The 13,529-nt window shown below is 53.6% G+C and carries 12 protein-coding genes and 1 rRNA gene; 7 read left to right on the top strand and 6 right to left on the bottom strand.

The features are described 5' to 3' along the window. Positions 1 to 19 precede the first annotated feature (19 nt). A 5S ribosomal RNA gene (gene rrf, locus EH228_RS11730) occupies positions 20 to 135 on the top strand. A gap of 358 nt (positions 136 to 493) precedes the next feature. Here rrf and EH228_RS11725 read toward each other — a convergent pair. The 3 genes from EH228_RS11725 to EH228_RS11715 are packed head-to-tail and all read right to left on the bottom strand — an operon-like array spanning position 494 to position 4,177. Beyond that, complete coding sequence (locus EH228_RS11725; RefSeq protein WP_152321840.1) at positions 494 to 2,182, bottom strand: M28 family peptidase; 1,689 nt, start codon at positions 2,180 to 2,182, stop codon at positions 494 to 496. After that, on the bottom strand, positions 2,169 to 2,975 hold the full coding sequence (locus tag EH228_RS11720) for a transporter substrate-binding domain-containing protein (protein ID WP_152321846.1): 807 nt from the start codon (positions 2,973 to 2,975) through the stop codon (positions 2,169 to 2,171). Before EH228_RS11720 ends, EH228_RS11725 begins: the two co-directional genes overlap by 14 nt. Continuing rightward, positions 2,972 to 4,177 (bottom strand): M20 family metallopeptidase, encoded by a 1,206-nt coding sequence (locus EH228_RS11715; protein ID WP_152321839.1) that lies wholly within the window; start codon positions 4,175 to 4,177, stop codon positions 2,972 to 2,974. The genes EH228_RS11720 and EH228_RS11715 overlap by 4 nt, the downstream gene beginning before the upstream one ends. Positions 4,178 to 4,339: 162 nt before the next feature. Here EH228_RS11715 and EH228_RS11710 point away from each other — a divergent pair, with 162 nt between their 5' ends. The 3 genes from EH228_RS11710 to EH228_RS11700 all read left to right on the top strand — a co-directional run bounded on the left by EH228_RS11710 (position 4,340) and on the right by EH228_RS11700 (position 6,841). Next, positions 4,340 to 5,191 carry a LysR family transcriptional regulator gene (locus tag EH228_RS11710; RefSeq protein ID WP_152321838.1) on the top strand — a complete coding sequence of 284 codons (852 nt, stop codon included), beginning with the start codon at positions 4,340 to 4,342 and terminating at the stop codon, positions 5,189 to 5,191. Between the two features lie 104 nt (positions 5,192 to 5,295). Further along, complete coding sequence (metA, locus tag EH228_RS11705) at positions 5,296 to 6,225, top strand: homoserine O-acetyltransferase MetA (RefSeq protein ID WP_152321837.1); 930 nt, start codon at positions 5,296 to 5,298, stop codon at positions 6,223 to 6,225. Between the two features lie 259 nt (positions 6,226 to 6,484). Next, a complete protein-coding gene (locus EH228_RS11700) occupies positions 6,485 to 6,841 on the top strand; it encodes a YcgJ family protein (protein ID WP_152321836.1) in 357 nt (118 codons plus the stop codon). 107 nt (positions 6,842 to 6,948) lie between these two features. On the opposite strand, the gene EH228_RS11695 is transcribed toward EH228_RS11700, so the two are convergent. From EH228_RS11695 to EH228_RS11685, 3 genes are all read right to left on the bottom strand, one after another. Beyond that, positions 6,949 to 7,593 carry a bifunctional 4-hydroxy-2-oxoglutarate aldolase/2-dehydro-3-deoxy-phosphogluconate aldolase gene (locus tag EH228_RS11695; RefSeq protein ID WP_152321835.1) on the bottom strand — a complete coding sequence of 215 codons (645 nt, stop codon included), beginning with the start codon at positions 7,591 to 7,593 and terminating at the stop codon, positions 6,949 to 6,951. A gap of 160 nt (positions 7,594 to 7,753) precedes the next feature. Then, positions 7,754 to 9,598 carry a phosphogluconate dehydratase gene (gene edd, locus EH228_RS11690; protein WP_152321834.1) on the bottom strand — a complete coding sequence of 615 codons (1,845 nt, stop codon included), beginning with the start codon at positions 9,596 to 9,598 and terminating at the stop codon, positions 7,754 to 7,756. A gap of 278 nt (positions 9,599 to 9,876) precedes the next feature. Next, positions 9,877 to 10,599, bottom strand: coding sequence for a UTRA domain-containing protein (locus EH228_RS11685; protein WP_152321833.1), 723 nt, complete (start codon positions 10,597 to 10,599; stop codon positions 9,877 to 9,879). A gap of 206 nt (positions 10,600 to 10,805) precedes the next feature. On the opposite strand from EH228_RS11685, the gene EH228_RS11680 reads away from it, so the two are divergent. The 3 genes from EH228_RS11680 to EH228_RS11670 are packed head-to-tail and all read left to right on the top strand — an operon-like array spanning position 10,806 to position 13,528. Further along, on the top strand, positions 10,806 to 11,867 hold the full coding sequence (locus tag EH228_RS11680) for an ABC transporter substrate-binding protein (RefSeq protein WP_152321832.1): 1,062 nt from the start codon (positions 10,806 to 10,808) through the stop codon (positions 11,865 to 11,867). 9 nt (positions 11,868 to 11,876) lie between these two features. Next, on the top strand, positions 11,877 to 12,689 hold the full coding sequence (locus EH228_RS11675; RefSeq protein ID WP_152321831.1) for an alkaline phosphatase family protein: 813 nt from the start codon (positions 11,877 to 11,879) through the stop codon (positions 12,687 to 12,689). Further along, the gene (locus tag EH228_RS11670; protein ID WP_152321845.1) at positions 12,689 to 13,528 is read left to right on the top strand and encodes an ABC transporter permease; all 840 of its coding nucleotides are present in this window, start codon (positions 12,689 to 12,691) and stop codon (positions 13,526 to 13,528) included. Before EH228_RS11675 ends, EH228_RS11670 begins: the two co-directional genes overlap by 1 nt. Position 13,529 lies beyond the last annotated feature (1 nt).

Raw genomic sequence — 13,529 nt, 5'->3', positions numbered from 1 at the left:
GGACGGCACAAAGAATTTGCCTGGCGGCTTTAGCGCGGTGGTCCCACCTGACCCCATGCCGAACTCAGAAGTGAAACGCCGTAGCGCCGATGGTAGTGTGGGGTCTCCCCATGCGAGAGTAGGGAACTGCCAGGCATCAAACAAGCGGAAGCCCCGACCGGAAGGTCGGGGCTTTTTGCGTTTATTTACCCTTGAAATCCAGCCGTCCTCACAGTTTTGCCACATTATCAAAAAACAACTTCTTAACATTCCTGTCTCTGATGTTTACTTCTGTAGCGTGTTTACATTTTGTCGCTAATTATTGACAGGGAAAATAAGGAGTTAATCGGATGGCAGAATACACATCACAACAGTCTGGGAACGTGACGGTTTTGGCAGTCACCACCCGCCAGAGAATCGGGTCAGCCATTGGTGCTTCCCGTGATGACATGCTTATCCAGGGGCTGTCCACCACCGGGAAACCGGCGCTATCGGCCCCAACGACCTCAAACCACTACTTTTTCCGCAGTATCTCAGCGCTCTGTTGCAGCAAACCTAACGCGCGATCACGCTGGCGTATAAACTGAGTGGCCATTGCCAGAAAAGCGACAGGCGTTGTCGTCTGTTGCCGCTGCTCACGCAGAATTTGTAATCCAGGAAAGGCGCCACCGCGATAGCTTCGGTCATAATGGAAATCATCGGTTGAGCTGTAATGAAACCGGTGCCACAGAGCAACGGCATGATATACCGCCTGACGCTGTTCTTTATTTTCCTGCCAGTCCGAAAAATCAGCCAGTTGCTGCTGTAATTGTTGTAACTCGGTTCGGATCGGCGCAAGGTCAAACTGTGGATCCAGAAAATGTTGCAACTGATCCAGTTCCTGTATCAGTAATGCCAGGTAACTGTCAGGATCTACAGGGAGCGCTTCTTCACAGAGTAACTGGGTGAGCCAGCCAATATGGATCTGACAATCACGCCAGAGAATAGTGTTATCAACTTTGTCACGCGTGTCTTCCGCTGTATGCCACCACCAGCCTCCACCACTGCCGGGAGACTGGCTGGTACGGATTTCAGGCTCTTCGCGAAAGGCAAAATGCAGCGGGATGCCGCAGCCCCAGAAAGATTGATCGCCACCTTTCCCCAGTGCAGTAATACGTCGGGCTGATTTGCCTGTCACCTGCCGGATTATCCGGTTCAGGTAATGTGCATTTTCCGCACCGCTGGCGTTTACCACCACTTCCGTCGCCTCTTTGCAACCGGGTGAGTCCACGTTGATATGCGCCACACAGTGTCGCTGTAAATCCCCGCGATAATGGTCTGCATACCAGGTCGAACCCCCATAGCGGGCATTGGAGTGCCCTGGCCACCAGGCGATGCGCAATCCGCGTTTTAAATGGGACTGTTGCTGATGAAAATACGCCGCCACGGCCAGACAGAGTGCATTGCCGGTGGCGTTGTCCGTCATACCTTCATGCCATGAATCATAGTGACTGGAAAGCAGGACAAATTCGTCTGACTCACCAGGAATATCGATAACTGGCAGACTACAGGCGGTAACATGTTCATGCACGATGGTGGACAGATGCGCAGAAACACCTCCCTGGTGCTGATTGACAATTTCCAGTAATTTTTGGCCCTGGTGATGATTGACCGAAATGACGGGAAGAACAGGGTAGAGCGTCATATCGTCAGGCACCGGCGTTCCCCAGACCGGCCCCACCGTTTCTTCATGCAGCGCTTCCTCTGCTGAACCCCAGATGTGGACCAGGCCAAGCGCTCCGGCTCGCGTCAGGCGCTGGACATAATCCTCAAAAGCCTGATCGGCAATCACTATCTTGCCACGCACTTCAGCTTCCCATCCAGCCCGTTCACATTCGGTAATGGGCTGGAGAGAACGTCGGTCAACAACCAGCGTTCCGGTCACGCCATCGGGACAATTTGCTGAGAACGAACGGGTCTTCGCCTCACCCTGCCACAGAGGAAACCCTGGCAGGGTCAGCGATCCTGACTGTGGATCGCTGAGATACAACGGGCAGGTTTTACGTATTGGGGAGAGACCCAACGCATTCAGTCGCTGTATAAGAAAATCTACCGAACGTTCTGCCTCTTCGCTACCGGACAGGCGATTCAGGTGTTGCCAGTCGTTCAGCAAATCCTCCATCAGTGGCATCAGTTCCGCCCAATTGGGCTCACTTAGCCGCATCCGTTGTCTCCGTTCTGGCCACTTTCATCGTAATATCGCCGAAATAGTGCTGCTTAATTTTTTGCCAGGTCCCGTCGGCCATAATCTTTGCCAGCCCTTCATTCAACAGTTGCTGCGTTTTTTCATCGCCCTTGCGTACACCGTAGGCGGAACCAATGCTGAACAGCACATCATCACGCACTTCCGGGCCAGTAAGCTCGAAGTCTTTGCCTTCTGGCTTTTGCAAAAAGCCAAAAGTGACGGCAACAGACGGGCTGAGAGCGCCATCAAGACGATCTGCAGCCAGATCCTGATATATGCCGTCCTGATCGGGATAGGCTTTCACGTTGACACCTTTGGGTGCCCAGTATTTATTGGCATACATTTCCTGAATCGAGCCTTGTTGCACGGCAATATTTTTACCCTGCAGTGATTCTGGCGTTGGTTGCAAAGTTGAGCCTTTATGTACCACCAACTGAGACGGCACGTGATAAACGAAGTGACTAAAATCAATCGACTTCTTACGTTTACTGGTGGCGCCCAGGGGGGAGATGAAATCCACTTTTTTTGCCATCAGGGACGGGATTTCGGCATCAAAGCTGCTGACGACATAATCACATTTAACCTCCATCGCTTTACAAATAGCGTTAGTGATATCAATTTCAAAACCGGTCGGTTTGCCGTTAACATCACGATACTGGAACGGGGGATAAGTGAGATCGGCTCCGACGCGCAGGGTTTCGCCTGCCGCCAGTGCGGAAGCGCTACAGAAGGTTAGAGCAGCCAGAGCGACAACATGGGCCTTAAGCATTATTTCTCTCCTGCCGATAATTTTTGTGATTGCCACTCGATAAATTCAGACCTGACGGCTGTTAACTGATCTTCATCATGGCATAAGTCATAAGCTGTCATTGCCAGCGCTTTCGCGGCGGTTAGCATGGCGGTTAATCCTGCTTTTGAGCCTGCGGCAGCGGCAAATTCCGGCGTATGGGGCGTGACGTCGCCAATACGTAAATAAGGATGAATAGCCGCGGTTACCTGGCTGACGTTGCCAATATCGGAAGAGCCGACGCCGCCGCTTTTGGGCGGGTCATAGCTTTCCACGCCCAGCAGGGCCAGATTGCGGGTGAAGCCGGCTGCCAGCGCCAGATTGTTGTTGCGTTCGGCGTAGATCAATCCCTCTTCAATTTCCACTCGCGCTCCGGTCATCTCAGCGGCCCCGCGCGCGGCGGCATATACTTTGCGGCGAACTTCGCTCAGCCCCTCCACCGTGGCCGCGCGCAGGATAAATTTGGCTTCGGCATAGGCTGGAACGATATTGGCAGCACTGCCGCCATTGGTTATCACGCCATGCACGCGAACATCTTCGGTGAAGAATTGGCGCAGCGCATTGATACCGTTGAAGGTGTGGATCACCGCATCAAGTGCGCTAATACCCAGTTGGGGAGCAGAGGCCGCGTGGGAGGATTTGCCGTAAAACTTAAACGTCGAATCATGGCAGGCGAGAGCGCCACGTAGCACCATGTTCTTTTCCCGCGGATGGAACATCATGGCCGCATCCACATTGTCGAAGACGCCCTTGTCGACCATGATGATTTTGCCGCCGCCGTCTTCCTCAGCCGGGGTGCCAATGACTTCAATACAGCCGTTAAAGTCGACTTCTGCCGCTTTTAATGCCAGCGCGGCCGTCACCGAAGCACTACCAATCAGGTTATGGCCGCAGGCGTGGCCCAGATCGGGTAGCGCGTCATATTCAGCAAGGAAAGCGATGGTCGGGCCGCCAGTGCCTTTACGCCAGGTGGCGCGGAACGCGGTTTCCAGCCCGCCAGTGCCTGTTTCAATGGAAAAACCCGCTTCGCGCAGTGGAGCAATCAGCGCCGCCGCTGAACGATGCTCTTCAAAGCTCAGTTCCGGGTTCTGGTGCAGGTTAAGTGCCAGGTTTTGCATCGCTGGACTGATAGCGTCAACAGCATAAATAATTTTATCCTTCTGCGCGTTTCTGGTGCATTCAGACATATTCATTCCCCAATCAGGTGCAGTTAATTTCTGTAAAATTAGAATGTTAAACAGATATAGGCTTTTTCCCACATAATTCCCAATTGAGCTTTTTTATAGCTTGCAAAGCCATGGCAAAAAATATTTTATGGTTGCAGGGGTTCTGGGGCGGCAGAGGGCACGATGAATGAAAAAGACTGGTTAATTGTCCGTACTGTTTGGCAGTACAAAAATATCACGCGTGCAGCTGAGCAGCTTTTCACCTCGCAACCCGCGTTGAGTTACCGGCTGAAGCAGATCGAACGCAAGCTGTCGATCCACCTGTTCGAGGAGAGTGGACGTGGTCTGGTGTTTTCCGCTCAGGGACGCTATCTGGCACAGCACGCCGAAACCATGCTGGATGAACTACAACTGTTGAAAAATACCCTGCAAAACCTGAATGGCCCACAGCAGGGGGAACTGCGGATGGGGGTCTCCAGCAATTTTGCCGCCTATCGTCTTCCCGATCTGCTGGCCGAATTCAGCCAGTTGCACCCGGGTATCAATATCAATCTGGTCAGTGGACTGAGTGAAGAGATGTACCTAAAACTCCAGCGTGGCGACATTCATATCGCGTTGGTGAAAGACGATTACGGTTGGAAGGAGGGTAAACGGCTGATCGACGAGGATAACTACTATCTGATCAGTCGACAGCCGCTGGATTTAGCGCTATTGCCCCATTTGCCACAAATCAAAATTAATCACGGCGGTCATATCACCCGGCTGATTGAACGTTGGTGGAATGCCAATTATTCACTCGCACCACGCGTGGCAATGAGTGTGGACAAACTGGAGGTGTGCCTGGCCATGGTTGAGAAAGGGATGGGATATGCCATTGTCTCCAGCTATCGGCCACTGGCCGATTCCCTGTTCCGCACTCCGATTGTGGTGGGTCATGAAGCGGTGAAAAGCCGTACCTGGCTGCTGTACCGTCATGCCAGCGCCGATGCTGCCGTGACACTGCCCTTCGTTGAGATGTTCAGCGACCACAGATGAAACATTTTCAACTAGCGGATGAAACCTCGACATTTACCTGATCACACGATATCTTTGGCTGTCTGGATGTCTAAACGTTTAAATGGTTAATTGAGGGAAAAGTTATGCCGATCAGGGTACCGGATGAGTTACCAGCCGTGAGTTTTCTGCGCAACGAGAATGTTTTTGTTATGACCTCTTCACGTGCCAGCACTCAGGAAATCCGTCCATTGAAGGTGCTGGTCCTGAATCTGATGCCGAAAAAGATTGAGACAGAAAACCAGTTCCTTCGGCTACTTTCCTATTCGCCATTGCAGATTGATATTCAGTTGTTGCGCATTGATAACCGTGAATCGCGTAATACGCCAATGGATCATCTGAATACTTTTTACTGTAATTTTGAAGATATTCAGCATGATAACTTTGATGGGCTGATCGTGACGGGTGCGCCGCTGGGGTTGGTCGATTTTAATGATGTCGCTTACTGGCCACAAATCCAACGCATACTGCACTGGGCGAAAGATCACGTTACTTCCACATTGTTTGTTTGCTGGGCTGTGCAGGCCGCGTTGAATATTCTCTACGGTATTCCAAAGCAGACCCGTGAGAAAAAACTGTCAGGTGTGTATGAACATCAGATCCTGCACCCCCATGCGTTACTCACTCGTGGTTTTGACGATGTATTCCTCGCGCCGCACTCGCGCTATGCCGATTTTCCTTCGCAGATGCTGCGTGATTACACCGATTTGGATATCTTTGCTGAATCGGATCAAACCGGTGCCTATCTGTTGGCCAGTAAAGACAAGCGACAGGTGTTTGTCACCGGACATCCTGAATATGATGCACAGACGCTGGCGGGAGAATATCATCGTGACTGCGCCGCCGGGCTTAACCCTGACATTCCGTATAATTATTTTCCCCAGAATAATCCGGCGTTGCCACCACGAGCCAGTTGGCGTAGCCATGGTAACCTGTTGTTTTCTAACTGGCTGAATTACTACGTCTACCAGATTACCCCGTATGACTTGCGCTATATGAACCCTACGCTTGAATAATTTCTTCGCATGATCCCGTATCTTTGCCTGAAAGGCTGATCAAAACCAGAGATCAGCCTTTTTATTGCCGATTATCTGGTCTTTTCACCGCGATATAACTATCTGCTGCTCCACATTCTGTATATTTGCGAATTTCGCGCATATTGCTGTGGGATGGGGAAGATTAAGCGTTATCAGCTAACATGTTATAAAACTGCTGATAACCGCCTGAGCGACGGACGCGAGTGAGCCAGGGATTTACCCGTAAGCTGGAGGTAAGATGTACCGGATTTTCATATTATTGCTGTGGGGCGTGTCTGCTTTTTCCGCCGCCGGGGAAGTGGAACACAGAGCACTTTCACACCCCGAAAAAGGGGTATTGTGTGACCGATTCTTTTGTGCCGATGCGCAGGGCGTCTCAAAAGCGCTGACCGCAAGGTTTTTAGGTACAAAGGCTGCGGAGCGACTTTTTTCCCAGGGCGACTTCGACCTGAGCCGTTTCACCTTCACCAACAACATCTATTGTGATACGCAGGAGAAAGTCTGTCGGGTGGGGCGTTACTTTGGCGCCGACGGTCAACCCAGCGGAACGGTGTCGGAAAAATACACCGCCATCTTGTTTGGGCATGTGCAATAACAGGGCAGATCCAGCCAGATCCCCCCGTTAAGCGGTGCTGCCAGCCAGGCAATCAGCACCGCTATGGCGTGAATAACGTGGCGGGAGCTTCAGGAAGCTCTCCTGCGTCACACGGCTGTCGCGCCCGCCACCGCTTCGCGCGCCAGGCTAGTGATGCGGTCGTAATCGCCGTTTTGCAGCGCGTCTTCAGGCACCAGCCACGAACCACCGATGCACAGCACGCTTTTCAGCGCCAGATAGTCACGGTAGTTGGCGGGAGAGATGCCGCCGGTCGGACAGAAGCGTACCTGTGGAAACGGTCCGGCAATCGCCTGCAGTGCTTTGACGCCGCCGTTAGCTTCTGCCGGGAAGAATTTAAATTCACGCAAGCCGTGATCCAGTCCGAGCATCAGTTGCGAAACGCTGCTGATCCCTGGGATCAGCGGGATCGAACCAGCATTCGCCGCTGTCAGTAGTGATTCGGTCAGCCCGGGGCTAATAGCGAAGCGGGCGCCCGCAGCGGTGACCTGTTGCAACTGCTCAGCATTGATGACCGTTCCTGCCCCAATCATCGCTTCCGGCACGGCGCTGGCGATGGCGCGGATCGCCTCAAGCGCACAGGGGGTACGCAGGGTGACTTCCAGCACGTTTACCCCACCAGCCACTAACGCTTTCGCCAGGGGGACGGCGTGTTCCAGTTGATTGATAACGATAACGGGAATAACCGGACCGGCGGTCAGGATCTCTTTGGCGCTGGTTTTCCACTGATTCATTTGAGGTTCTCCGTTGATGGCAGGTGCGTTGGCTGCATCCGCGCATTCCCGTCACTTACCTGAGTAGGCAGCTGACCGTGTGGTTCGGTCTGGCCGCTTCACCTTACTGAGATGGGCGGCAGTGCGGTTAAACGCGTTTTTATCCTGCAATTTTAATAAGTTAGTTATCGTATTTGATACAGCAGGCACCTTGCTCGGCGCCGGACAGCTGGCTGCGCAGTGCACCAAACAGCTCGCGGCCACAGCCGATATGTTCAGCGCGTAAATCGGGCTGATACGGCTCGCGCATCTTGAGCGTCGCGGCATCAACCAGCAGTGTTAGTTCACCGGTTTGGCCATTGACGCGGATCATATCGCCGTTATGTACTTTGGCCAGCAGACCGCCAGTTTGCGCTTCCGGCGTGACGTGAATGGCGGAAGGCACTTTGCCTGATGCGCCGGACAGACGGCCATCCGTCACCAGCGCGACTTTAAAACCCCGATCCATTAATACGCCCAGCGGTGGCATCAGTTTGTGTAGCTCCGGCATGCCATTGGCCTGCGGCCCCTGAAAGCGCACCACCACCACGCAATCTTTATTCAGTTCGCCTGCTTCAAACGCGGGTTGCACTGCGTGCTGGCTGTCGAAGACCACTGCGGGCGCTTCGATAATCTGGTTATCCGCCGGAACGGCCGAGGTTTTCATCACCGCACGACCAAGATTGCCAGACATCACCCGGGTGCCGCCATGATGCTCAAAGGGGTGTGCCACACTGGCGATCACCTTGTCGTCCAGTGAGGTTGTCACGCCGTCACGCCATGCCAGTTGGCCGTTGTCCAGCCAGGGTTCCTGGGTGTATTTCTCCAGACCGAAACCGGCGACGGTATGCACATCCTGATGCAGCAGACCATGAGCCAGCAGTTCGCGTACCACCAATGCTACCCCACCGGCCGCCTGGAATTGATTAATATCCGCCGGGCCGTTGGGATAGATCCGACACAGCAGCGGAACGACTTCTGACAACTCGGAGAAGTCATCCCAGTTAATCTGGATACCTGCCGCCCGCGCCATCGCGACCATATGCATGGTCAGGTTGGTTGAACCACCGGTTGCCAGCAGGGCCACGATCCCGTTGACCACCACTTGTTCATTAACTAACTGTCCTATAGGCAGATAGTTGCCGGAGACTTCCGTCAGGCGGGTGACCTGTTGCGCGGCCGCCTCAGTCAGCGCTTCACGCAGTGGCGTGTCAGGGTGGACGAAAGACGCGCCAGGCAGATGCAGTCCCATCACTTCCATCACCATTTGGTTGGTGTTGGCGGTGCCGTAAAACGTGCAGGTGCCGATGCCGTGATAGGACGCCGCTTCGGCCTCCAGCAGCGCATGGCGATCGGCTTTGCCTTCGGCATAGAGTTGGCGTATCCGGACTTTCTCTTTATTTGGCAGGCCGCTGCTCATTGGCCCGGCAGGCACAAACACGGCGGGAAGGTGGCCGAAGGAGAGGGCAGACATGACCAGACCCGGGACGATTTTGTCGCAAATCCCCAGGAATAGCGCGCCGTCGAACATATTGTGCGACAGCCCGACCGCGGCAGACATGGCGATAATGTCGCGGCTCATCAGTGATAACTCCATGCCATCCTGCCCCTGAGTTACGCCATCGCACATCGCCGGAACGCCGCCGGCCACCTGACCGACTGCGCCGACGTTCTGCAGGGCGCGCTTGATCTTTTCAGGATAGTTTTCATAAGGTTGATGGGCAGAGAGCATATCGTTGTAGGCGGTGATAATGGCGATATCACTGCGCAGCATATTTTTCAGTGATGTCTTGTCGTCCGGTTGGCAGGCAGCAAAACCATGCGCCAGGTTGCCGCAGGCGAGTTTTGCCCGGTGAACGGTCTGCGAGCGAGCGGTGTTAATACGGCTCAGATAGGCATCCCGGCTGGTAGCCGAACGCGCAATAATGCGCTGAGTGACACGGGCTACGGTTTGGTTGAGGGGAACCCGTTGGTGTTGTTTGCTCATAGTACTGCTCCCAGAGGGGAATAAAGGAACACCATTAATGAGGTGTTACCGGTAACATTTTTTATCACTAGCATTGTTGAGTGAATTGCTTGCCGGTGCAATCGGTTCCCACCGGAAGTCACATAAATTGTGATCTGTTTCAAGTTTTACGCCAGAGAAGGGCCTTGTCCAGGGGGCGGTATTGCCGCTCTCTCTACAGCGAAAAAGTTCCCCGTTGCGTTTATGTTAATCCCGATTATCCGCAGCAGGTCATCTTTCCCGGATGTGCGCCAGACGACTTATGGCGTTCGTCCCTCTTCTCCGGCTTCGACGGCGATATACATGGCATCGTAGCGCCAGTATTCATAGTCGCAGTCAATAATCCGGTCATGCTGGTCGCGGTTAATCCGGGTGATAAACAATGCCGGGCTGCCCGCAGCCACTTTCAGCGCGGGCGCGGCGAATTTCGGTAGTGGCATCGGCAGCATAGTAAAGCCCACCCGGCCATAGTGAATGTTGTACTGCTGTTGATAGAGTCGGGTCAGCGAACGGGTTAAATCAAAGCTCAGCAGGTCGGGAAAATAAGCGGGATTGAGGTAGTGTTCGACGTACAACACGGCGCGATTATCAATATGTCGCAGGCGGCAAACACGATACGCCTCCTCTCCTTCACGCATCGCCAGTTTTTCCGCCACCTCCCGGCTGACTTTCACCGTCCGGGCATCCAATACGCAGGTTTGCGCGGTACGGCCCTGCTGTTCCGCCATGGCGTGAAAGTGGCTGCGCAGCAGCGGATCGTAAGCCAGACGCGGCGGGGCAATAAACCAGCCACGCCGCAGTTCACGATAAATCATTCCTTGTGATTCCAGCTGTCCCAGCGCTTCACGCAACGTAATACGAGTGGTGGAGAACTGCTCGCTGAGGTCACGTTCGGAGGGCAGGCGTCCGCTGGCGGCGAAAGCGCCTTCCCGTATGCGGGCCGCCAGCGTCTGACAAATAACATCTACGGTTAATGCTTTCATCACATCAAAGCCTCAATTTGGTGCACAGCTGCACAGGATCAGCACAACAGGGGGGGCGTAAGTCCCTGTTTACGGCTAACAGCTACTGGACTAGTCCAGCCCCTGCTTGCTCTGACATAAAAATGTCATATCGCCAGGCTAGATTGGCTCGGATCTTGCTGGACTAGTCCAGAAGGCCATTCAACTTATCATCTGGAGCAGCAGTTATGAAATCTTTGTTCGCATCTGTGTTAGCCAGTGCCATTTTTCTTACCCTGCCGGGCGCAAATGCCGCCGATAATAATCTGGCTGCGCTGGAGAAAGCAGCGAAAAGCGAAGGACAAATCAACAGCGTCGGAATGCCAGACAGCTGGGCTAACTGGAAAGGGACCTGGGCTGATATCACCAGCAAATACGGCATTCAACACAGCGATACCGACATGTCTTCTGCTCAGGAATTGGCGAAGTTTGCCGCTGAAAAGAGCAATGCCAGCGCAGATATTGGCGATGTAGGCGCGGCCTTCGGCCCGGTAGCGGTGCAAAAAGGACTGGCGCAGCCATACAAACCGAGTACCTGGGATCAGGTCCCGACGTGGGCAAAAGACCCGGACGGTAACTGGATGTTGGCCTATACCGGCACCATCGCGTTTATCGTCAACAAAGATCAGGTTAAAGACGTACCACATAGCTGGGCAGATCTGAAAAAAGGCAAATATGTGGTCACCATTGGCGATGTCGGGGTGGCAGCGCAGGCGGCTAACGGCGTGTTGGCCGCCGCTTACGCCATGGGCGGCAGTGAGAAGAACCTGAAGCCCGCGTTGGATTTCTTTAGCGAACTGGCGAAGGAAGGCCGTTTGGGGGTGACCGATCCGGTGATTGCCAATCTTGAAAAGGGCGAAATTCAGGTGGCGGTGGTGTGGGATTTCAACGGCCTGAACTACCGTGATCAGATTGATAAAAACCGTTTTGCGGTGGTGATCCCCAGTGATGGCAGCATCACTTCCGGTTACACCACGATCATCAACAAATATGCTAAGCATCCTAATGCCGCGAAGCTGACGCGTGAGTATATTTTCTCCGATGCCGGTCAGATAAATCTGGCTCGCGGTTATGCCCGTCCGATCCGCGCCGAGCATTTGCAACTGCCTGCTGATGTTCAGGCTAAATTGTTGCCGAATGCTGAGTATAAAAATGCGCATCCAATTGCCGATCCTGTCGCCTGGGATAAAGCCTCTAAAATGCTGCCCCGTTTGTGGCAGGAAAACGTTATCGTCAATATGAAGCAATAAGGACTGGACATGAAAACGATTCTGGTGGTGCTGGATGGCCTGAGTTACGAGGTGGCGCACTATGCGATGGGGTATTTGCAGGCAGAGTGCGCGCAGGGAAACGGACAGTTCTACCAGATGAGGTGTGAGTTGCCTTCGCTCTCCCGTCCGCTGTATGAGTGTATCCTCACCGGCATCACGCCGGTGAAAAGCGGCATTATTCACAATGGGGTCAGCCGTCTGAGCAAAGAGCGCAGTATTTTTCACTATGCGCGCGATGCCGGGCTGACGACGGCCGCAGCGGCTTACCATTGGGTGAGTGAGCTGTATAACCGTTCGCCGTGGCAGCCTGCCCGTGATCGTCATACGGAAGATATGGCACTGCCCATCCAGTATGGCCATTTTTATTATGACGACGGCTATCCGGACTCGCATTTGTTTGAGGATGCTGAAAGTCTGCGTTTGCGTTATAACCCGGATTTCCTGTTGATCCATCCAATGAATATTGACGATGCTGGCCATAAATTTGGTCTTTCCACCCCGCAGTATCGCAATCGCGCCCGCATGGCTGACGGTTATCTGTCGCACTGGATGCCGCAATGGCTGGCGGAAGGCTACCAGGTGGTGGTGACCGCGGATCACGGTATGAACGACGATCGCAGTCATGGCGGCATCCTACCGGAAGAAACCCTGGTCCCGCTGTTTGTCTTCGGTAAGGCTTTCTCTCTGCAAAATGATGCCGCGCCATTGCAAACCGAATTGTGTGGCACGCTGTGTGACGTTCTGGGGGTCGGGCACGATAAGCCGGTTTGTTCTGCCCTGTTGAAACAGGAGAACGCATGATGAAAGGTAAAGGAATAGCGCTGCTGTGTCTGTTGCCTTTCGCGCTGTTCTACATCGCCTTTCAGATTGCCCCGTTGGTTTGGATAGCGATCAACAGCTTTTATAGCGAAATGTACGAAGCATGGGGTTGGGGAAATTACCGCGATATTCTCACCTCGACGTTTTACTTTCAGGCGATGCGTTTTTCGCTGGATATCTCTTTCTGGTCAAGCGTTTACGGTCTGATTATCGCGCTGCTGGGCGGCTATTCGCTGCATCAACTGGGGGGAGGCAAACTCCATCGCTTCTTTATGTCGTTCACCAATATGACCAGCAATTTCGCTGGCGTACCGTTGGCGTTCGCGTTTGTTATCCTGCTGGGCATGAATGGCTGCCTGACCTTGCTGATGCACAAATATGCCCTGATGAAGGGCTTCAATCTCTATTCCACCGATGGGCTGATAGTGGTGTACAGCTGGTTCCAGATCCCGTTAGGGATTTTGCTGTTGTACCCCGCCTTTGACGGGCTGAAGAAAGACTGGGAAGAGTCGGCGGCGCTGCTGGGTGCCAGCCGTTGGCGTTATTGGTGGCATATCGGCTTGCCTATTCTCATGCCCGCCCTGCTGGGAACTTTTGTTATTCTGCTGGCCAACGCGTTAGGGGCTTACGCCACCATTTATGCTTTGACGACCGGGAATTTCAACGTCGTTCCGGTGCGGATTGCCGCGTTGGTGTCGGGGGATATTTCGCTTGATCCAAATATGGGCAGTGCGCTGGCGATGTTGTTGGTGATACTGATGTCGGCGATAACCGTGGTCCACCAGTGGCTGGTTCGTCGCAGTTATCAGCATGCGCGTTAAT

Origin of the sequence: Erwinia endophytica (genome assembly GCF_009295515.1) — a bacterium.
GTDB lineage: Bacteria > Pseudomonadota > Gammaproteobacteria > Enterobacterales > Enterobacteriaceae > Erwinia > Erwinia endophytica.
The sequence above is the reverse complement of the archived record's forward strand: the minus strand, read 5'-3'. Positions and strand labels throughout refer to the sequence as shown.